This is a genomic window from Candidatus Proelusimicrobium excrementi (genome assembly GCF_937881865.1).
GTDB lineage: Bacteria > Elusimicrobiota > Elusimicrobia > Elusimicrobiales > Elusimicrobiaceae > Proelusimicrobium > Proelusimicrobium excrementi.
Genome location: NZ_CALGEO010000039.1, coordinates 1 through 19,486 on the forward strand (window position 1 = coordinate 1; position 19,486 = coordinate 19,486).

At 42.7% G+C, this 19,486-nt stretch carries 21 protein-coding genes; 6 read left to right on the top strand and 15 right to left on the bottom strand.

Annotation, left to right across the window (positions count from 1 at the left end):
• Positions 1-370, bottom strand: a 370-nt coding sequence (locus tag ACQY26_RS02085; RefSeq protein ID WP_428047421.1) for an ankyrin repeat domain-containing protein, incomplete at its 3' end; no start/stop codon positions are given.
• Positions 371-534: 164 nt separating this feature from the next.
• Between ACQY26_RS02085 and ACQY26_RS02090 the strand changes: the two genes are divergently transcribed.
• Complete coding sequence (locus ACQY26_RS02090) at positions 535-696, top strand: hypothetical protein (protein ID WP_428047422.1); 162 nt, start codon at positions 535-537, stop codon at positions 694-696.
• Positions 697-834: 138 nt separating this feature from the next.
• On the top strand, positions 835-2,001 hold the full coding sequence (locus tag ACQY26_RS02095; RefSeq protein WP_428047423.1) for a hypothetical protein: 1,167 nt from the start codon (positions 835-837) through the stop codon (positions 1,999-2,001).
• 135 nt (positions 2,002-2,136) lie between these two features.
• Here ACQY26_RS02095 and ACQY26_RS02100 read toward each other — a convergent pair whose 3' ends face one another.
• The 5 genes from ACQY26_RS02100 to ACQY26_RS02120 form a co-directional block, all read right to left on the bottom strand.
• The gene (locus ACQY26_RS02100) at positions 2,137-2,676 is read right to left on the bottom strand and encodes a hypothetical protein (protein WP_428047424.1); all 540 of its coding nucleotides are present in this window, start codon (positions 2,674-2,676) and stop codon (positions 2,137-2,139) included.
• 1,096 nt (positions 2,677-3,772) lie between these two features.
• The gene (locus ACQY26_RS02105; RefSeq protein WP_428047425.1) at positions 3,773-4,984 is read right to left on the bottom strand and encodes a PLP-dependent aminotransferase family protein; all 1,212 of its coding nucleotides are present in this window, start codon (positions 4,982-4,984) and stop codon (positions 3,773-3,775) included.
• Between the two features lie 10 nt (positions 4,985-4,994).
• A complete protein-coding gene (gene nadC, locus ACQY26_RS02110) occupies positions 4,995-5,825 on the bottom strand; it encodes a carboxylating nicotinate-nucleotide diphosphorylase (RefSeq protein ID WP_428047426.1) in 831 nt (276 codons plus the stop codon).
• On the bottom strand, positions 5,825-6,868 hold the full coding sequence (gene nadA, locus ACQY26_RS02115; protein WP_428047427.1) for a quinolinate synthase NadA: 1,044 nt from the start codon (positions 6,866-6,868) through the stop codon (positions 5,825-5,827). The genes nadC and nadA overlap by 1 nt, the downstream gene beginning before the upstream one ends.
• A gap of 1 nt (position 6,869) precedes the next feature.
• Positions 6,870-7,145 (bottom strand): hypothetical protein, encoded by a 276-nt coding sequence (locus tag ACQY26_RS02120; RefSeq protein ID WP_428047428.1) that lies wholly within the window; start codon positions 7,143-7,145, stop codon positions 6,870-6,872.
• Positions 7,146-7,275: 130 nt separating this feature from the next.
• Between ACQY26_RS02120 and ACQY26_RS02125 the strand changes: the two genes are divergently transcribed.
• Positions 7,276-8,325, top strand: a complete 1,050-nt coding sequence (locus ACQY26_RS02125; RefSeq protein ID WP_428047429.1) for a hypothetical protein — start codon at positions 7,276-7,278, stop codon at positions 8,323-8,325.
• An 84-nt stretch (positions 8,326-8,409) separates the two neighbouring features.
• On the opposite strand, the gene ACQY26_RS02130 is transcribed toward ACQY26_RS02125, so the two are convergent.
• Positions 8,410-8,901 carry a DNA-deoxyinosine glycosylase gene (locus ACQY26_RS02130; RefSeq protein WP_428047430.1) on the bottom strand — a complete coding sequence of 164 codons (492 nt, stop codon included), beginning with the start codon at positions 8,899-8,901 and terminating at the stop codon, positions 8,410-8,412.
• 2 nt (positions 8,902-8,903) lie between these two features.
• Complete coding sequence (locus ACQY26_RS02135; protein ID WP_428047431.1) at positions 8,904-9,407, bottom strand: O-acetyl-ADP-ribose deacetylase; 504 nt, start codon at positions 9,405-9,407, stop codon at positions 8,904-8,906.
• A gap of 255 nt (positions 9,408-9,662) precedes the next feature.
• Here ACQY26_RS02135 and ACQY26_RS02140 point away from each other — a divergent pair, with 255 nt between their 5' ends.
• The 3 genes from ACQY26_RS02140 to ACQY26_RS02150 all read left to right on the top strand — a co-directional run bounded on the left by ACQY26_RS02140 (position 9,663) and on the right by ACQY26_RS02150 (position 10,828).
• Positions 9,663-9,809 (top strand): hypothetical protein, encoded by a 147-nt coding sequence (locus ACQY26_RS02140; RefSeq protein ID WP_428047432.1) that lies wholly within the window; start codon positions 9,663-9,665, stop codon positions 9,807-9,809.
• 61 nt (positions 9,810-9,870) lie between these two features.
• On the top strand, positions 9,871-10,026 hold the full coding sequence (locus tag ACQY26_RS02145; RefSeq protein ID WP_428047433.1) for a hypothetical protein: 156 nt from the start codon (positions 9,871-9,873) through the stop codon (positions 10,024-10,026).
• A gap of 145 nt (positions 10,027-10,171) precedes the next feature.
• The gene (locus ACQY26_RS02150) at positions 10,172-10,828 is read left to right on the top strand and encodes a hypothetical protein (protein WP_428047434.1); all 657 of its coding nucleotides are present in this window, start codon (positions 10,172-10,174) and stop codon (positions 10,826-10,828) included.
• A gap of 1,575 nt (positions 10,829-12,403) precedes the next feature.
• Here ACQY26_RS02150 and ACQY26_RS02155 read toward each other — a convergent pair.
• The 7 genes from ACQY26_RS02155 to ACQY26_RS02185 form a co-directional block, all read right to left on the bottom strand.
• Positions 12,404-13,378 (bottom strand): hypothetical protein, encoded by a 975-nt coding sequence (locus ACQY26_RS02155; RefSeq protein WP_428047435.1) that lies wholly within the window; start codon positions 13,376-13,378, stop codon positions 12,404-12,406.
• Positions 13,379-14,054: 676 nt separating this feature from the next.
• Positions 14,055-15,089, bottom strand: coding sequence for an RDD family protein (locus tag ACQY26_RS02160; protein ID WP_428047436.1), 1,035 nt, complete (start codon positions 15,087-15,089; stop codon positions 14,055-14,057).
• A 2-nt stretch (positions 15,090-15,091) separates the two neighbouring features.
• Positions 15,092-15,994 carry an RDD family protein gene (locus ACQY26_RS02165; RefSeq protein ID WP_428047437.1) on the bottom strand — a complete coding sequence of 301 codons (903 nt, stop codon included), beginning with the start codon at positions 15,992-15,994 and terminating at the stop codon, positions 15,092-15,094.
• A 293-nt stretch (positions 15,995-16,287) separates the two neighbouring features.
• Positions 16,288-17,475: a S1 RNA-binding domain-containing protein gene (locus ACQY26_RS02170; RefSeq protein WP_428047438.1), complete on the bottom strand. Its 1,188-nt coding sequence runs from the start codon at positions 17,473-17,475 to the stop codon at positions 16,288-16,290.
• A 49-nt stretch (positions 17,476-17,524) separates the two neighbouring features.
• Positions 17,525-18,127 (bottom strand): lysophospholipid acyltransferase family protein, encoded by a 603-nt coding sequence (locus ACQY26_RS02175; protein WP_428047439.1) that lies wholly within the window; start codon positions 18,125-18,127, stop codon positions 17,525-17,527.
• Positions 18,121-18,807 carry a (d)CMP kinase gene (gene cmk, locus ACQY26_RS02180; protein WP_428047440.1) on the bottom strand — a complete coding sequence of 229 codons (687 nt, stop codon included), beginning with the start codon at positions 18,805-18,807 and terminating at the stop codon, positions 18,121-18,123. Before cmk ends, ACQY26_RS02175 begins: the two co-directional genes overlap by 7 nt.
• Positions 18,804-19,486: type IV pilus twitching motility protein PilT (locus tag ACQY26_RS02185; protein ID WP_428047441.1), on the bottom strand; the 683-nt coding region annotated here is incomplete at its 5' end. The genes ACQY26_RS02185 and cmk, both read right to left, overlap by 4 nt.

Genomic DNA, 19,486 nt, shown 5'->3' on the forward strand with positions numbered 1-19,486 from the left:
TTGCATTTACATCTGCTCCGGCGGAGATGAGTGCCGTTACTACCTCTGTGTGTCCAGTTCCGCTTGCAAACATTAAAGCGGTAAAGCCATCTTTACTTTTGGCATTTACCTCTGCTCCGGCTTTAATCAAGAGTTTTACTACGGGGAGCGACCCTTGTTTACTTGCTAAAGCAATCAGAGGGGTTCCATCTTCGTCCTTTTGGTTGACCATTTCCCCTTGTTTAAGATAGTATTTTACTGCTTTTTTGTTACCCGCATTAACGGCTTCAAGCATAGTTATATTTGGTTTATAAGTATCACAGGCGGAAAAAGTAATCGCAGTTAATGTTAATAAAACAATTATAATTTTTAAGGCTGATAACTTCTTCATCTTTCGGAGTCCTCCTTTCTGACATATACTCATTTTAACAAAAAACAACTCAGAGGCCTATGCGGATATAGGTATTTAATTATCAAAAAAATAGGACTTATGGCCCTAGGCAAAACCAAAAAAGAAGCATATAATTATAAAATACCGAGTATGGATATTAAATTATGAAACAAACCTTAAAGTTTATGCTTGTTTTAGGCAACGCCAAGCTTGTAGCCACCAGCGAAAACGGACGCGACGCCTTTTACGGAAGGAGTGCGGTTTCCCACGGGGGAAGACGGGCTGATTTGGAAAAGCTGGCCGCTTGCCTAAGCGCAAGAATATAAAAATTTTGAAGTCGGGAAACGCCGCGGCTAAATACCGCGGTTTTTTTACGCCGAATAAAGCAAAAGCCTAAAAGCGCGGGCCGGAAAAAGCGCAAAGCTGAAGCGAATCTTTCCCCTATATTATGCTAGAATTATCTTATGAAAAAATATATATACCTTTTATCTGCCTTAGCCCTTGTAACGCGGCTTAACGCCGCCGTCAAAACGCCGGAAGGTTGTTTTGCTTCCGACAATCAAAGATTTACTTATGAAAAATCCCTCTCCCCCGCTGAAGAAAACGAGCAAATCACAAACTGTCTTAAAAACTTCCTAAGCGGGGACGGCGCGCCTTATGCGCAGGAAGCTCTGCCTATATTAAAAAAATCCAACAATCTCTCAACGGTAATGCCGGAAACGATGCTGATATTCAAAAACGCCAAAGACGCGCCAACCGCTTTCGCCTCGGCTTCGGCTTTGATTTCCGTGCCGGAAGACCTCGGCCCTTATAAAAAAGCCGTTTACAATGTGCTTTCTTCCGCCAATCAGGAAGATTACAAAAAAACATTGGCCGTTATAATTTTGGCTTCGGCCGGGGCCGTAGACGGCGGCTATACTCCGTTTTTGACGCCGGCTTTGAGCGCGGAAGACCCCGTGCTTCAGGCTTACGCTTCCGCCGCTTACGCATTGATTATCCCTGAAACGAAAAGCAGATTCATAAACGGTATAATAACCGTGTATGGTTTTGACAAAACTTTTGCTTTAAGAGCTTTTGAAAACACCGGCCTTAAAAGCAGGGAGTTAAATTCCGCTTTAAAATCAGCCGTAAAAAGCGAGAAGGAAATAACGCGCGTTTCCGCCGCGGAGTGGATAGGCGACGTCCAAGATAAGAAATTGCTGGAAGCTTTGCTCACATTGCCATATAGCGACGCTCAGACGATTTCCGCCGCAGCTACGGCTTTGGCCGCCAATTACGACATGGTTTCCGCCGCACTTAAAAAAGCTTTGCGCGCCAACCCGGAAACGCCCGGCACGGCAGCCGCCGTTATGACTTACGCACTTTTAGGAAGCGAGCACTTTGACGAAATAGAAAAATCCCTGCAAAGCTCCAACGCAAACGAACAGGCCAATGCCGCAAGGGTTGCCCTTTCCGCCGCGGAAATCCTGCAAAGTAAAACGCCTTATTACCAAAACCCCTCTTTGGAAGAACAGCGCATAAAAAAATTAATTGCGCCGCTGGGGAAGATATCAAACCGCGCCAAAGACGAAAACGCCAAATATTATTCCGACGCGGCGATTAAAGCCATTTATAATTTAATAAACAAATAATAGGGTGTTCCCAAGTATTCATTGCCCCGGCCCTTGCAAGCCGGGGTTTTTTATATATTTTTAAATCAAATCCCAGGGCAATTATTTAAGGAAAACCCCGGTTCGCTTGGGGCAAACCAGGGCGGTTAGTTGAGGTCAATCCCTTACGCATATATCTCTATATTCTCCGGGACTGCAAGAATAATTCATCTCGGCCCATTCATAATCAAGCTGCACGTTATTTCCGTCAATAGTGCAATTTTCATAATAATAAACATGCGGACAGGCAATTGTTTGAGCAGAGGAAGAAGAATCATTCTCCAAAGCTTTTGTACAAGCAAGATCATAAGAATATGAACCGCTATACGCCTCATTTAAGAAGTTGCATTTAGCTCTGTTATTCCTCCAAAGTGCAGGGGAATATTTGCCATAAAAGTAATCTTCTGCGTCACTGACTGAATATTTGCAACCTCTTTCGGTTTTGCTGATTAATTTCCCGGTATAATTGCGCGGTTTATGATAGCCGGACTCACATTCCCAAGGGCAGCAGGTCCTTTCAGATGTTCCGCATCCGCCGTTAGCTTTATACTGTACCTGACCTTTTGAAGAACCGCTTTCTGCACGGCTAAAACCCGCGCAGGTCAAAAGACAAAATATTGCAAAAAATACACTTCTAACCGTTTTATTTTTTGACATCTTTTTTCCCTCCTTTAATATTAAAAGGCCCGTTTAAACCAACCTGAGCGGGAACAAAGATGTCTTATATTTAGCGGGCCGATTTATGAGGAAAATTTATCAAAAAAAAAACAGTCAACTGTTTTATGATTTTAACAAAACACCCCGACGTACGACACGGTAAAAACAATGGCAAAAAAGTTATGGAACCATTTTGCGACCGAATAAGTTTATATATTTGGAATATAAAGAAGAAATTTTTAAGAAAAGAGAAATAATTATAAGAGCTAGGAATAAATTAACAAGGTTGAAAGAGTAAAAAAACTTTCAGCGTGAGAGTATAAAAGCAGCGTGGTTTGTTGATTTTGGAGCGAATTTTAATTTTTGACGAAGAAGGTATACCTAGAGTGGGCGGAGCCCCGCGTATCCGACTGAGGAAAAAAAATTAAAATTCGCCCAAAAGCGGCAAAGTGCTAGCCATAAGAATTTAGCGACACGCGAGGAAAGGACCTCAATTTACCCAAATATGGAAAACTGCCAGCCGTGAGAACTTAACTTAGCCCGAGTTAAAACTATGCGAGGGTGCAAGCAGCGTGATTTTTTAGTTTTGAGATAGATTTTGATTTTATTACGAACGCGCTATTAAGGTTAAGCAAAACCTTATACTGCACCTTGCGCCGCTCTGATTTTTTAAAGTGTATTTATACTTCTTTTCGTGAACGGCTGTTATACACAGCCGGAGCGAAAAAAATATAAATACTCTCAAAAAGCGGCGCGGCCCGCAGGGTTGGGCTTAAAAAACGCCTCTGCTTCGTTAAAAAAACTTGTAAGGCGTTTGCCTTACTTCGTTTTTTATGCCTTGCATTGTCAGTTTTTTAAGCCCAACGCAAGGCGTATTATAAGGCTTTGCTTAACCTAGCTACGCGAACAAAGTGAGCGAGGTATCCAAGTGAGTAAAAAATCAAAATATACTCAAAAATAGAAAATTGCTAGCTGTGAGCGTAAAACTTAGCACGAGTCAAACAAAATCAGGCCAAATACGGAAGTTTGCTAGCTGTGAGCACGTAACATAGCCCGAGATAAAACAAATACCCCCCTTTGCAGGGGGGCAAAATCACTACTTCCCATACTCCGTTATAGCCTTGGCCAACCGCTTTATGCCTTCGTCTATTTCCTCAAAACTTGAGTAGGAAAAGTTCAAACGCATTGTATTCTTGCCGCTTCCGTCGGGATAAAAAGCCGAGCCCATTACATAGGCCACGTTATTTTTTATGGCTGTTTCAAACATCTTTTCGGAATTAATATTTTCCGGCATGACAACCCATAAAAACAATCCGCCTTCCGGCTCCGTCCAGCTGACGCCCTTAGGCATATACTTCCTGAGGGCGGTTATCATTACGTCGCGTTTTTTGCCGTACAGTTTAGCCATTTCCGCTATATGCTTTTCAATGTTTCCGCGTTTTAAATATTCTTCCGCAATGGCTTGGCAGGCGGGGGAAGTGCATAAGTCCAAAGCTTGTTTTAATATGACGAACTTCCTTATAATTTCCTTATCGCCTATTATATAGCCCAATCTGAGGCCGGGAGCCAAAATCTTGGAAAAAGTAAACATTGTAATGACATTCCCCTCCCCTTTATCAAGGGCATAAAACGTTTTTTGGTGTTCGCCTCTAAAGCGCACTTTTCTGTACGGAGAATCTTCCAAAATAATTGTGCCGTATTTTTTTGCGAGCCCAAGTATTTTTACGCGCCTTTCCTCGGGGATTGTCGTACCCGTGGGGTTTTGGAAATCCGGCACTATATATATAAATTTGCACTGTCTGCCGGCATTTTTTAAATCCTCAAGTTTTTCTTCAAGAGATTCGGCTATAATGCCGCAGCCGTCGCTTTCAACGCCTATCATGTCCGCGCCGTAAGTTTCAAAAGCCTGCAATGCGCCCAAATACGTAGGTTTGGCTACTATAACCGCGTCGCCGGGATCAACAAAGGCTTTGCTTACTATATCAAGCCCCTGCTGGGAAGCCGACACAACCAACATTTCGTCCTGAGAAACATCAATATTCTCATCCTTTTTAAGAAGTTTTATAAGTTCCTCTTTGAAGCTTGCCGCACCTTCGGTACAGCCGTACTGCAAAGCTTTGTTCGGGTTGGAAGTAATAACCTGTTTGGCTATTTTCCCTATTTCTTCCGCGGGGAACATTTCCGGCGTAGGAAGCCCGCCCGCAAAAGAAATCATCCCCGGCATACCGATTACTTTTAACAGTTCCCTTATGACCGAGGCCGTAACCCTTTTGTTAACCTCAGATAACAAATGTGAAAAATCTTTCATTTACCGCTCCTTATTTCTTTATTTCCGATACAAGCATGCTTATATCTTTTGCCGGAATTGAGTGCGTAAGCGCGCCCATTGATATTACGTCAACGCCGGTTTTGCAATAGTCTTCCAAATTATCCTTATTGACCCCGCCGGAAACTTCAATCACGGCTTTGCCGTTTATAAGTTCTTTGGCTTTAAGTATTTCCGCAATAGGCATATTATCCAACATTATTATATCAGCACCGGCTTTTAGAGCTTCGGCAACTTCTTTTAAATTCTTGACTTCAACCTCTATCTTAGGGGTGTGCCCTATTTTGCTTTTTATGAGGTTTACCGCTTTTGTTATGCTTCCGCAGGCGGCTATATGGTTATCCTTTATCATAACGCTGTCGGAAAGCGACATCCTATGATTTTTGGCTCCGCCCGTGCGAACGGCGTATTTATCAAATTTACGCATACCGGGCAGGGACTTCCTGGTGTCGACAAGCATAACTTTGTACTTTTTGGCTATTTTATTTAAATTGTAGGCCATAGTGGCAATGCCGCTCATCCTCTGCATAAAGTTGAGCGCGGGCCTTTCGCCTTTAAGCAATGTAAGGGCAGGGCCGGAAACTTCCGCCAGTTTGGTCCCCTTTTTTACATACTCGCCTTCCTTCTTAAGCATTTTAAATTTTATCGAAGGATCGACGTAATTAAACACGGCTTTGGCTATATTACCGCCGCAGACGACCATTTCGTCCTTGGCTATAAAATCCGCTTTGGCCGTATCGGTTTCGCTGAAAATATTATCGGTGGTTATATCGCCCAAACCGAAATCTTCTTCCACGGCCAATTCTATTATTTTATCTATCATTATTTACCTGCCATTTTAAACATATTGTCTATGGATATTTTCGCCTTAAGCGCGATATCGCGCGAAACTTCCACGCGCGGCGCTTTATCCAAGTTTTCCAAAACGCCCAAAACATTATTAAGAGTATTGCGCTTCATTTGGGCGCAGGTTCTGCTTACGGGATAAAATGTTTTGGAAGGATTTTCAAGCTCCAAACTGTTCACTATGCCGTCTTCGCTGAAAACCGCAAATTCTTCCGCGTCGCTCCCTTTTACATAGGAAAGCATCCCCGCCGTACTGCCGCAGTAATCGCTCATCTCGCAGACGGAGCGCGGGCATTCGGGGTGGCTTATTATTTTGGCGTTGGGGTGAGCGGACTTAATTTCTTCTATATCACGCACTGTGTACTTATCATGCACGCAGCAGGTGCTCCCGAAGGAAAGAACCTCTTTTTCAATCCCGCGGCGTTTAAGTTCCGCGCGGATATTTTCCGCCATGAACAAATCCGGCACAAAAACTATTTGTTTGTTCGGCAAAGCCGAAACTATGTCGTAAACGTTGGAGGACGTTACGCAAACGTCGCAAAAAGCCTTAACTTCCGCCGTGCTGTTTATGTAACATACCAGCGCGGCCTGAGGGTACCCGGCTTTAAGCTTTGCGGCTTCTTCCGCGTCTATGCCGTCCGCCAAAGAACATCCCGCCGTTACAGGCGGCAAAAATACATTCTTATCCGGGTTGACTATTTTTGCGGTCTGCGCCATAAAATAGACGCCGCAAAAAATAATGTTCTTTTGCCCGGTTTGGGCGGCTTTCTTGGCCAAAGCGTAAGAATCGCCCTTAAAATCCGCAACGCCGTAAACTATATCCGGCGTACAATAATAGTGCGCCAAGATTACGGCGTCTTTTTCCCGTTTTAAATCGTTGATTTTTAAAGTAAGCGGCGCGATTGAACGGCAATGTTCCAAAGAGTACTTGCCGCCGGTTTTAAAATCGGTCATTACGCCAAGCTTTTTAAAAAGCCTTTGCGCTTCCGATTCAATGCGCGCCGCTTCCAAATCTGACATATTACTTCTTTATCGCCGCAGGTTTTTTGGCGCTTTTCACAGCCTGCTGTTTTTTGGCGGGAACGTTTTTTATCTGCTCCGCGTAAGGAACTTCGGTTTCATAATCATATTCCGGCGCGACGAGCAAATCAAATTCCTGATCGAGGATAACGCTTTCCTGCGCGTTGTTTTCAGCGTTTACCTGGTTTTGATAAGCGGCGGAATCATCCTTTTTAGAGGAAGAAGAACACCCCCCCATAATAAATAAAGCCGCAGCGGCTATTACTAAATATCTCATTTTTCCCTCCTTAAAAAATTCTTCAAAATCTTCCGTATATGTATATATTATATTATAATTAGCAAAAAGTCTTAAATAATATGCTATTATAAGTTAGCTTATTTATTTAAAAATAGGATATAATCAAATTATGAAGAAAATTTTACCTGTTATTATAATGCCGCTCTTAATTTGCGGCTGCGTGGGGATGAGCACCACGGACGGAGATTCCACAAAACAATGGATAACCATTGTTTCGTCCAAATCCGATTTGGACGGTTCCACCGCAGACGTATGCTATAAGCTTAATCTGCGCTTTAACCCGGAAGAAGCGGAAAACCGCATCGACACCGATAAAGCCTGCATTACGCGCTGCTGCTGGTACAGCGAAAATAAATTGGTTCAAATGGATTTGAACGAGGGCTTTGCCGAAGAACTGGTACAAAACGGCACGGCAAAAAAATACGAGCCGGAAATACTTACCATAAGGATAAGATACTCCCCTTTCTTAAAAACCATACACGGCAAAGCGGATCAAAAAGGCGTGCTTAAATCGGACGGTTTGGTGCAGCTGGATTACGACCAAGTAACCAAGCCGGAACAATTCTTTGATTTGGATTTCGGCACTCAAACGCCGAAACAATATGAAGACACCGATATACACAAAGGTTCATATTTGTTCACCAAGCAGAAAAACGACGCCGACGCCAACGCTCAAGCCGAAGCAAAAGCCAAAGAGCAAATAGCTCAGGCCAATAAAGTCAGAGCGGCCCAAGCGGCGGAAGAAAAAACGGCCGGAAAAGAACAGGCGGAAGCGAAAGCCTCTTACGGCGATTTGGACGAAGCCGAAAGGCAGGAACTTTTGCAGAAAAAGCTGGCCTACGAAAGACGCCAGGCCGTATTACTGGTTAAAAGGTTCTACAATAAAGAAATAGATTCCTATATTTTGGCGATAGACAAAGCCAAGAGAGCGCAGGGCCTTGTGCTGATGTCCAATGACCGCGACTGGACCACGGTCAAAACAGGTACGCCGATATACAAAGTAACCTGCAAAGTCAACGGGAAACTGGGCAAGACGGCCTCCACGATGAAGGACTTCCCGATATCATGCGGGGCATACGAGGTGGACTTGGACGAAAAGACCGTAACCCCGATAGACACCGCCGCAAGAAGCATAGTCAACGGCGAATATATAAATTAGAAGCTTTAAAGACAAAACCCCCGGCCCATAAAGCCGGGGGTTTTTAAATTGCCTAAACGCCTGTTGAGCTTGCAGGTAAAAAGGTTAATACTCCCTTAAAGTAAGCGCGGCGCGCCAAAGGGCAAGTTTTTCCTCAAAACTTTTAGAAGCGTTCGCCGGGCTGGTAGACGGCATCAATAAATATTCCCGCCCGTCTTCAAGCCGGTTGTGCGCGGCAAAAAAACGTTTGGCCGCCTGCCCGTTGAAAACAACCCTCTTTATGCCGGGCCGCTTCTTAAACAACAATTTGAAATTATTTGGTTTTTCTTCCGTTATGTCTTTATCAAGGCTGCCGCGCCGGCGGCAGTTTCTTAGGCTGTCCCAAAGCCCTATGCGCGCACTCAGCAGCAGGGTAAGTTTGTCTTCGTAGAAAGTTAAAGCTTCGCCGCCGTTAAACAAGCTGAATATTATCGGCCAAAAATGATTATATTTATAGGCGTAATATTCCCCCGCTTTCAAACTAGCCTCGCCGGGCATGGTGCCGACAACCAATATGCGGCTATTCTCGTCCGTAACGGCGGCGAAGCTTTTAAGCATGGCTAAATTTCCGCTTCAAGTTTTTTGTAGAGCTTATAGTCCGCACCGTTAAAACACACAAAGTAAACGTTAAAATCGGGATTATCTTTCAGAAATTCCCTTGCGGCGGTAAAAGCAGTCTTAGCCGCCTTTTCCGCCGGGAAGTGATACGCCCCCGTGGATATGCACGGGAAGGCTATGCTCTTAAGCCCGTTTTCAACGGCAAGTTTAAGGCTGTTTTCATAGCATTTTTTAAGCAGGGCTTCTTCCCCGTTTTCCCCGCCGTGCCACATCGGCCCGACGGTGTGAATGATAAAAGCCGCCGGCAAATCATAACCGCGGGTAATTTTGGCCTCGCCGGTTTTGCATCCGCCAAGCGTTTTGCATTTTTCAAGCAGACGCGGGCCCGCCGCTTTATGGATTGCACCGTCGACGCCGCCCCCGCCTAAAAGGCTTGTATTGGCCGCGTTGACTATTGCGTCCACCTTTAAAAGAGTTATGTCCCCTTCCAATACTTTTATGCTCATATTGCCCCTCTTGCAATAATAAATTTATTAATAAATATCTTAGCCGTAATAAGCCTAAAAAAACAGGCTGGAAGTATTGTATCAAATAAAAAAGGCATTTTTAAGCCGTTATCTTTACCGTCGCGGTAATGTAAGAAACATGGCTATGTTTATGTTTTAATAATCATAAAACGGCAATTTAGTTGCATTGCAGTTAGTCATGCTTATACATTTACAATTATTTCAAAATGATAATAAATACTATATAATCTATTTATGAAACACTTATTAAAACAAGTGGATCAAGAATTGCAACAAGAATGGGAAAAGTCCTCTTTCTTGGGCAAAGTGTTTTTTATTATAGGTTTGTTTTTTATTTGCCGTTGGTTGCTAAGTCTGATTTCTCCCTGTAAGAATGATTAATTGCCATTCTTACCATACTTTAGTCCTTTAAATATATTAAAAAATACCTTAAAATATTAATATGAAAGCGATATTTAAGTTTTTTCAGAACCAATGGGAAAAATCTTCTTTACTAGGTAAAGCGGCAATGGTATGTTTTGCCGTTTTATTCCTTTCTCTATTATCGCCTGCTGCCGTTGTTGTTTGTCCTATACCATTTTTGATAAAAGACAAATAAATTATCTATTTCTTCTTTACACTCAATATTTTCACCCCTAAACCATTTAAACTGCTAAAGGGAGCTTACGCCTATCCGGCACGAAAAAACACAATATATTGGGCAATTTACCAATAAGGCCCAGGTAAAATGCTAGAATTGAAACATGAAGACAAATAAGCACGGCGAAATCGTTTTTTATTACTCCCCGTTGATACGTTTAAAATATATCTTGTGCGGGGCTATCGCCGCGTTTGTGCCGGTATTGATTATTTATCTCTCCTTAAAAGGCAGTATTCAAAATTTACACAATATATATGCGTTTTTGTATGCGCTCCCCTTATTATTATGTATGGAATACGCCGGATGCCTGTTTATTAAGCGCGGCATAAGCGGAGCTCACGTAAAATTTGGCGGCGATTATATACAAATAAATTCCGCACGCTATTTTCACCACGAAATAGAGGGTTTCTGCCTGCTTAAAAAGGAAATTTGGGGTATGGTGGTATATAAAGAATCTTTCCGCAGGCAGCCTTTGACGGAACGTTTGGCCCATAAATACGGGCTTATCGCATCCGCCGCCGCGCTTACATTAATACTTTTATCCGCATTTCTCTCACCTTCGTGGCAGTCAAACTATATAAAACTGATTTGGTTCGCATTGGCGGATATTATGTTAATACGCAGCGCAATAACGCAGTGGTATAATTATACGGTGTACTTAATAGACGTCGGCGAGAAAGAAAAGCTTTCCATGTCGGCGCAAATAGCGGATTTTTGCCGCCATTACGAGCTTATACTCACAGAAAACTTTGAAGACTAACCCCTCCAAGCTGCCAATCCCATTTATTTTTATTTTCTTTTTAATGTTTTTGAGTATTTGTCTTGATACACATAAAACTTTAAGAAATTCCTCTTTAACCTGCCGCATTTTGGCATAGCAGCGGCACTTCCTCCTAAAAAGAATATGCTTGGGGTATCGGATTATATTCACTTTTTCAGCTATAAGTTATTAATATCCATAATATTCCGCTGCAAAAGTATAAAAACTATCTCATCCGCTTACTTAAATATATATAAATATTATAGTTGTGGAATTAAAATAGTTCTAAATATTGATAACTATGCGAATATTTTTATGCTTATTTTACATTTTTATCCTTAAATTTATAGAATCATTTTAATTCTTAAATATGCAAAAACACATGATTTTATTTTTTATTTTAATTATAGATATTATTTAATTCCATAATACACTAGATATATAGCATTATATAATCTCCATAACTACAAATTTAAATTTTTTATAATATTTTTTATTACATATTTTAATTATAGATATTTTTTAATTCTACAACTTGATAAATTTTACCCACTTATCCATTATTTATAGAATTAATACAATTCTACAAATGAAATTTAAATAAATATTTATATTTTTATCTAGTTGTAGAATTATATTAATTCTATAATCAATCAATCACACTTTACAGATATTTTCTTTTTTTACAGCAAAAGTCCTTACAATATTCCCCTATATAGGCTATGTTTCCGCTAAATTTTATAGAAAAATACATTTTTTAGCAGTTATAGAATTATATTAATTCCTAAACTAAGCAATAGCACAACAATTTCGTTAAAAATACACAGAAATGCCCCGTTTTTATTAATGTTAAAAAATAAGAATATGAATTTTCCCCCTAATATTTTTATTCCCAGTTTTTACTTTAACGTATACTCTTTATTCTTGTTAAGAAAACCTTATATTGGTTATTATATCGCCTAAGCAACATAGAGCATTATTAGGAAGAATCATTTATCCCTTAAAAACACCAACTTAATAAAGCATGAACTTAAATTGATTTTATACGTATCCAATTCAACTATACCGGCACATTGAACACTAAACAAAATAATTTGATTTAATAGCTATAAAACTAAAAAACAACAAGGCTTTATCAAAAACGCAACAAAACAAACTCATGAGCCTAAACTTTATCCGAAACAGAACTTTAAGCAAAAGCAGACTGTTAAAAGATTGTAAATAAAGAATATCCCGGCAAATCAGCTCCGTTTTTAAGCGTTTTTAGATACTCAGACCTCCACAACAAATAAAAAACCCGTATAACGCAAGTTTGAGCCAAAAAACCTTTTTTTTGAGAGTCTTACGCCCATATAGCGGCAAAAATCCTTAAAAACAGAAGAAATGCAAGCAAAAACACAGATAAAACAAATTGATTTTTGAAAAAAGCGTTTTATACTTTTAAAGTAGGGGCGGTTAGTAAAAATAACCAATCTCCGGGTTCGGCCCGGAGATTTTTATTGTATAAAGAAAACCCCGGCTTGCTTACAGCAAACCGGGGCGGTTAGTTGAGAGAGCGGAATTCATCCGCAAATTTTATAATTTCGGTATCAATTCACCCGGATTAATCGGTTTTAAGGTACCGCCGCCTTCGTCGGAGATACACGCTCCTCCGTTTAAAGTATATCCGCTGTTGCAAGAAGTATAAGTTTTTGCGGTGCAGCTCCACGGATTGGAAGAAATCCCCATGCCGCTGCATTTGGCAGCCGTACAGGTATATTTCCCTTTCGTATCAGATCCGCCAGTCGGTTTGTTTACGCAATGATATGAACCCGAGTTTGAGAGCCCCTCTCCGCCGATTCTGGCCAGGCAGGCATTTTCCCCGCAGGCTTTGCAGGAGCTTATTTGCAGCTGCCCCGGATCCGTATATGAACTTTCACAAACCTGATAACCGCCGTGTTCCGGATAAGCCGCCGGAGTACAGCCGTAAGTTTTGCCCGGGGTTAAACCGCAGTATTCCCCTTCAGGGCTTTCTACTGAATAACAGTCGTCCCATAAACATCCGGCAAGGCATTTCCTTTGCCCCACATAAGCCATACCGTTAATAATGGCTTGGCAGGTGCCGACGCTTAAGCCGCTGCAGTTGCATGCCGGATCTGTCGGGATTCCTCCGCACTTACACTGATAGCAAGCGGTATTTGCACCGCTGGCCAAAGCGGGATTTCCGTCAGTGGTTCCGCTGGAAAATCCCTCCTTGCCGTAAGTGGTGCAGGTCTGCCCCGAAATAGATCCCGAAACGGTACTTAAAAGGAGCTCGCCGGTACCGGTGCAATAACTCTTCGGAACTTGGCGGCAGTTCCAAGTCCACGTAAGATCTTTACAGTCGCCGCCCCATTTGCTCCAAATGCCGCCTTCACAGCAAGTTCTGCTTGAAGTTTCACAATCCCCTTTAGGCTGATATTGAACTTGCCCTTTAGTGCAAAGTTCAAGGTTGACGACAGCGATTAAGGGCGCGGCAGAAAGTAAAAACAGCGCGAGAATCGCCAATTTTACACTTATTTTTTTAGACATTCAAACTAACCTCCTTAGCATTTTAAACAGGCTGCAACTAACCTTAAGCAAAACAAGCCAATTACAAATTTGCGTGCCTGCAATATTGGAAAAATTTATCAAAAAAAAAAACAAGTCAACTGTTTTATGATTTTTCAAAACGCTCCGACGTACTACACGGCAAAGCAATGGCAAAAAAGAATATTAAAAGGTAAATAGGTCAAAAGTTATGGAATTATTTTGCGACCGGATAAGTTTATATATTGGAATATAAGGAAGATGTTAGTTTTAAAACAATGTTATACGATAATGATAAGTTTTTAAGATTTGGAAGAAATACTAGCTATGAAGACTAAAACCGTGCGATAATATAACCGGCGTGATTTTTCAGATTTGAGGGAAATTTAAGTTTTATTCTAAGCGCAGAATACCTAGAACGATGGCGGCAAAGACGCCGCGGTATTTAAGCGAAGAAAAAACTTAAATTTACCCAAATATGGAAAATTGATAGCCGTGAGAATGCAACTCAGACCGAGTTAAAATGCAACTTTACACAAGTTAAAACTGTGCCGGTAGGATTCTCATCGTAAAACTATAAAGGGAGAAAAGCCTTTGACTTTTCTCCCCTTAAAGCGATACTTCCTGCTGCCAAATTAATTTCGGTTTTGCGGAAAACTCCCGTTTATTTTATATATAATCAGTCCAAGCAGCATAGGCCCGGTTCGGCATACCGAAACTTATCCGAAGCTTCCGCCGCAAAGTTTAAATCTTCGGAATAAAGACAAATGTCCTTTTTCTCATAGCATTTGGTAATTATATAATACGGAGTTGTTCCGTGGGCTTCGCGTTCGGCGGTGACATAAGTTTTGCCAAGCTCGATTTTAAACCGGCCGGCGGTGCCGGTTCCTTTAGGGAAGCCTTCTATTTTCTCTTCCAACTGAGCAAAGCTCTCGGCGTAAACTCCGCCGTTTTGTTCGGCGTAAACATTTTGGAAATGAGATATAAGCCTAAGTATAGCGTTAGTATATCTGAAGGTGGCAACCGCCTCATTGTTGCTTTGATAGTCTGCATTGTTATTGGAAGAACCGGAAGAGAACTTCTCTGCATCGGATGAAGCCGTATAATCCCTGTTCTGTTTGGAGCTTTCAGCGCTGTAAGATAGCTCCGAGCCGGCTGAAGGCGCATAAGTCTTCATGGCAAAGCCTATTAAAGCCGCGCTGGTTAAAAAGATGATTATATAAGGCGCAAGCGTAGCCAAAATAACCAAACAAATAAACCAAGGTTTGGACGGAGCAAGAGGAACCAAATCTTCCGCAGAGGCGTTTTTATCAATTACAAGGCAATCGGCCATTTTATCATGCAGGGCCTGCTTTCTGACGGTAAATCCGGCCATTACATAGCCTATATTAAGAGTCATGCCTGAAATGATTTTGCCCAAATTGCGGCCCAAAGCTTTAAAAAAGCCGACTCTTCCCCCGTAAAGATCGGTAACCTTTATGCCCAAAGCCATTTTGCCGGGCGTAGCCTGCATAGGCGAACTTTCAAATAAAGGCCAATATAGGAAGTATATCACCATAAGGGCGCATAAGGCAAGAAAAAGCCTTGCGATATCGGGCTGAGTCCGGCCGGTAAAATCATATCCGACGACTGCCATAACGACAGACGTCAGCACGTTAAGCAGAACATTATCGATAATCAGTGCTGCAAACCTTCTCCAAAAACCTGCGTACATTTTTAATTCTCCTTTATGCAGCACTCTTGCGGCGCCGCAATTTTTAATTTTTTAAACTGAGTCAGTTCGACGTCCGCGCATTCTATATCAGAATCATAGCAGGACGTAAGCGTATACCCCGGCGACTGATTATATTTGCCGGATACGCCGAAAGGTAAAAAAGTATAAGTAAAATCGGCATTATTTTTCAAAATAGGCCCGAAATCGGGGAGGGCGGATTCCGCCTTAAAATCCAAAAGTTCTTCCATGGAAGAAGCGTAAACGCCTTTTTCGCTCTTGTAATACCGCTGCATTTCCCTTACAGAAGCCATATCCGCCAGAGCTTTTGAAGCTTCAATGCGGGAACCAAGCATCATAAAGGAAGGGATTAGAATAGCCGCCAAAACGACCAAAACAAGCAAAAACAAAGGAAGCAAAACCGCCGTTATGGAAACAATAATCATAAAAAGCGAGGCCTTCGGCAAAGGCTGCAAAAGGGCGGGATTGGCGTTTTTGTCAATTACAAGGCAGCCGGCCATTTTGTCATGCAGAGCTTGACGCCTTACCGTAAAGCCGGCCATGACATAGCCGATATAAAACGTAAAATTGGAAACTATTTTGCCTAAATTCCTTCCTAAAGACTGGGCGAAATTAAGTTTATTGCCGTCCATATCCGTAACCTTTATGCCAAGCGCTTTTTTGCCCGGAGTGGCCTGCCAGGAGGAACATTCAAACAAAGTCCAATACAAAATATTTAATGCGAAAGTAAACAAATAAAATGCAAGGAAATACATATTCCGCATATAATCCGAACCGCCCTTCATAAAAGCGAAAATAAGCCCGACAAACGCCAATATGTATATCACAAATACAATAAAAGCGTCTATAAGAAAAGCGAAAAACCTTCTCCAAAAACCTGCGTACATAAAATCCCCCTACGGCTAATTTATTCTAAGATTATACAATTTTAATCGGATATATATTTCTTTTTTAAACCCCCGATACCCGCCCCGGCGTAAATAGAAGCGTCGGGAATATAACTGGAAACAATGCCCTCCTTGTGTTTAATTGCCTGCTAGCACAGGCAATTTATTATACAAAAGGAGTTTTTTGTCTTGCGGAACGGTAGAACCTTACTGAAACACCGGCCTAGCCGGTGGTTTTCTAGATACAAAAAAAGGGGATACCCCTAAGGATATCCCCTTCCAAACTCTTAAGCTTATTTGCTTTCGGAATCTTCGGAGGTTTCAAAAGAATCCTGCAAAAGCTGGCCTAAAGTAGGTCGCGGAGCCTGTTTTAAATACTGGGCGACCACTTTCCTGTTCTGGACTTGGTCAAAGCGTCTTACGGAAAGATTTACCGTAAAATTGGGCGCGTCCACGCCGATTACAACGGCTTGTATGGCGTCGCCTTCTTTACCGGCGAAATCGGTTCCGAGTTCGTTTTCGGAGATAAAACCTTTGGTTTTATTTTTACCGAGTTCGACTTCCACGCCTTCCGCGGAAACTTTGGTTATTACGCCTTTGACGGTCGTCATATAAGCAAAGCGTTTTTTAAGCAAATCGGCGGGATTGAGGAAAAGCTGTTTTACGCCGAAGTTCATTACGCCTTTTTCTTCGTCTATGGAGAGCAATTTGGCTTTAATGCGCTGGCCTCTTCTGTAATTGGCCAAAATGGTTTCGGCGTCTTTCCAGGCTACGTTATCCAAAGTTACAATGCCTTCGATACCGTGGAAGCGCAGGAACAGGCAATCCTTGCCGACTTTGGAAACCACAACTCTTAAAACGTCGCCGGCTTTGACTTCGCTCAAAACCTGCGTTCTGCGCTGGGCTTCGTCTTCCTGCAAGACTTGCTTTCTGGAAACTATAAGTTTCTGTTTTTCTTTGGAAAACTCAGCTATTACGGCTTTGATTTTCGCGCCTTTGGGAAGATAGTGTTTATAGGCGGGATGTATTTCGGAAAGTGAAAGCGGCATAAACCCCTGTACGCCGTTTACGTCCACTTTATAGCCGCCTTTTACACAGTCGGTGATAACGCCTTTGATTCTTTCTTTGTTTTCAAAAGCGGTTTTGCAAATGTCCCAGCCCAAAGATTCCAAAGCTTTTTTATGGGATAAAATCGAATGTCTTTCATCCGTGCCTTTGCGCACGAGGATTGCGGTAATTTCGCTGCCGACGGCGGGAACGGCTCTTCCTTCAAAATCGGACAAAGGAATAAGGCCTTCTTTTTTGTCGCCCGTATCAACAAGCACGTTATCCTGTGAAATTTGAACTACATTTACATTGACGATTTCCCTTTTGTTTAATTTTTCCTGCATTGCGTCCTGTTCGGCGAACAGCTGGTCCATCGTCATATCTTCGCCTGAATCGGCCGCCTGAATATTTGTTATTTCTTCTGGGTTGGTCATATAGCTCTTGACACTTTACGTTCTTGACGTAAAATGTGTTACCTCCGTTTTAATCAAGTTTATTAATTTCTTCCATTACTTTATCTGCAAATTCCTGAAACTGCTCTTTTACTTCTCTTTGCGGATCTTTCTCAACCTTAAAAGGTTTACCGAAAGTTACGCTTAAACACCTTGTGAAAGGCAATTTATTCGTATTGGTTATCTTAATCGGCAAAACCGGCACGCCGCTGTGATAAACCATAAAACCTATGCCCGGCTTGGCTCTGCCCGGTTTGCCCGTTTTTGAACGCGTGCCTTCCGGGAAGATAAACAAGCTTTCCCCTTTTTTTACCACCTTAAGGGCCGCTTTAATCGCGCCCATGTCGCCGCCGGGCTTTTTTCTGTCCACCGGGATAAACCCGAAGTATTTAAAAAGCCATCCGCAGACCGGCACGGACATAAGTTCCTTTTTTATGAAGTAAATCGAATCCCTTTTTTTACCGGCGAAGCCGCCAGCGAACGGCGGATCAAAATTGGACATATGATTGCAAGCCATAATAAGCCCGCCTTCCTGCGGAATGTTCTCCAATCCGGTAACTTTAACTTTATAAAAGAGCAGAAAGTAACTTCTGAATATAAATTTTATCAAATTAAGAAGAGCTTGTCTTACCATACTTTCGCCACGGCCTCCAAAACTTTGTCGATAACCTGCTCCAAATTAAGGGCGGAAGTATCTATAATTATTGCGTCCTCCGCCGGTTTTAAAGGGGATACGGCCCGGTTGCTGTCGCGTTCGTCGCGGGAGATTATCGAAGCCAAAATATTTTCGTAATCTGCCTTTTCCCCCTGCTCCTCAAGCTGTTTGACGCGTCTTGCGGCGCGAGCTTCCGGGGCGGCGGTCAAATAGATTTTTACAGGCGCGTCGGGGCAGATTACGGTGCCGATATCGCGTCCTTCCATAACTATCCCGCCTTTTTTGCCCAAATCAATCTGTTTTTGCATTATGACGGACCGGGCTTCGGGTATGGCGGAAGTTTTGCTGGCCGCGCGGCCGACTTCTTCCAGCTGCAATTTGTCGCCCAAATATTGCCCGTCTATAAGAACTTTAAGGCTGCTGTCGGGCTGTCTTTCAAAGCCCCAAACTATGTTTTTCGCCGCGCGGGTTACCGCTTCGGCGTCGTCCATATCAATCCCGGAGCTGAGCGCCTTCCAGCCCAAGCAACGGTACATTTGGCCGGTGCTCAAAAAACTCAAACCGTATTTTAAAGCCACGGCTTTGCCGACGGAGGATTTCCCCACGCCGGCAGTGCCGTCTATGGCTATGGTCATTAAAGCTTTTTTTGCGTCCGTCATATATTGTTAAGGCCCCTTAAAGCAAGCAAAATGCCGTCCGGGTTGGTGGAAAAGTCCAAAATGTCTTCCAGCTTGCATTTGCCTTCTTTATGCAGGCGTATAAGAGCTTCGTCAAAAGTCTGCATGCCGTAATACTCGCCGGCGGCAATGGCTTTTTGTATGTCGGCCACTTTGTTTTCCACGATATTCTTTTTAATTTGAGCGGTGGGAAGCATAATTTCAACCGCGGGGACCAATCCTCCGCCGATTTTAGGCAAAAGCCTCTGGGATATAACGCCCCTAAGCAAATCCGCCAGCTGAAAGCGAACCTGCCCCTGATATTCCGGCGGGAAAGATTCTATCACTCTTGCTATCGTCTGCACGGCGTTAACCGTGTGAAGAGTAGAAAGCACAAGCTGCCCCATTTCCGCCGCGGCTATAGCGCTGCGGATAACTTCCGCGTCCCTCATTTCGCCGAGCATGATTACGTTTGGGTCCTGCCTCATGGCGTATCTTAAAGCCGAAGAGTAAGAAAGCGTATCGGTGCCCAAAGAAAGCTGGCTTACTATGCCGCGCTGATCGCTGTGGACAAATTCTACAGGGTCTTCCACGGTAATAATATGGCATGAGCGAGTTTTGTTGATATGGTCTATCATGGCGGCCAAAGTGGAAGATTTGCCGGAGCCCGTCATACCCGTAA

Bases quoted from the DNA above. Each gene is read 5' to 3' on its own strand.
- ACQY26_RS02090 (WP_428047422.1), top strand. From the start codon at position 535: ATGAAACAAACCTTAAAGTTTATGCTTGTTTTAGGCAACGCCAAGCTT.
- ACQY26_RS02095 (WP_428047423.1), top strand. From the start codon at position 835: ATGAAAAAATATATATACCTTTTATCTGCCTTAGCCCTTGTAACGCGG.
- ACQY26_RS02100 (WP_428047424.1), bottom strand. From the start codon at position 2,676: ATGTCAAAAAATAAAACGGTTAGAAGTGTATTTTTTGCAATATTTTGT.
- ACQY26_RS02105 (WP_428047425.1), bottom strand. From the start codon at position 4,984: ATGAAAGATTTTTCACATTTGTTATCTGAGGTTAACAAAAGGGTTACG.
- nadC (WP_428047426.1), bottom strand. From the start codon at position 5,825: ATGATAGATAAAATAATAGAATTGGCCGTGGAAGAAGATTTCGGTTTG.
- nadA (WP_428047427.1), bottom strand. From the start codon at position 6,868: ATGTCAGATTTGGAAGCGGCGCGCATTGAATCGGAAGCGCAAAGGCTT.
- ACQY26_RS02120 (WP_428047428.1), bottom strand. From the start codon at position 7,145: ATGAGATATTTAGTAATAGCCGCTGCGGCTTTATTTATTATGGGGGGG.
- ACQY26_RS02125 (WP_428047429.1), top strand. From the start codon at position 7,276: ATGAAGAAAATTTTACCTGTTATTATAATGCCGCTCTTAATTTGCGGC.
- ACQY26_RS02130 (WP_428047430.1), bottom strand. From the start codon at position 8,901: ATGCTTAAAAGCTTCGCCGCCGTTACGGACGAGAATAGCCGCATATTG.
- ACQY26_RS02135 (WP_428047431.1), bottom strand. From the start codon at position 9,407: ATGAGCATAAAAGTATTGGAAGGGGACATAACTCTTTTAAAGGTGGAC.
- ACQY26_RS02140 (WP_428047432.1), top strand. From the start codon at position 9,663: ATGAAACACTTATTAAAACAAGTGGATCAAGAATTGCAACAAGAATGG.
- ACQY26_RS02145 (WP_428047433.1), top strand. From the start codon at position 9,871: ATGAAAGCGATATTTAAGTTTTTTCAGAACCAATGGGAAAAATCTTCT.
- ACQY26_RS02150 (WP_428047434.1), top strand. From the start codon at position 10,172: ATGAAGACAAATAAGCACGGCGAAATCGTTTTTTATTACTCCCCGTTG.
- ACQY26_RS02155 (WP_428047435.1), bottom strand. From the start codon at position 13,378: ATGTCTAAAAAAATAAGTGTAAAATTGGCGATTCTCGCGCTGTTTTTA.
- ACQY26_RS02160 (WP_428047436.1), bottom strand. From the start codon at position 15,089: ATGTACGCAGGTTTTTGGAGAAGGTTTGCAGCACTGATTATCGATAAT.
- ACQY26_RS02165 (WP_428047437.1), bottom strand. From the start codon at position 15,994: ATGTACGCAGGTTTTTGGAGAAGGTTTTTCGCTTTTCTTATAGACGCT.
- ACQY26_RS02170 (WP_428047438.1), bottom strand. From the start codon at position 17,475: ATGACCAACCCAGAAGAAATAACAAATATTCAGGCGGCCGATTCAGGC.
- ACQY26_RS02175 (WP_428047439.1), bottom strand. From the start codon at position 18,127: ATGGTAAGACAAGCTCTTCTTAATTTGATAAAATTTATATTCAGAAGT.
- cmk (WP_428047440.1), bottom strand. From the start codon at position 18,807: ATGACGGACGCAAAAAAAGCTTTAATGACCATAGCCATAGACGGCACT.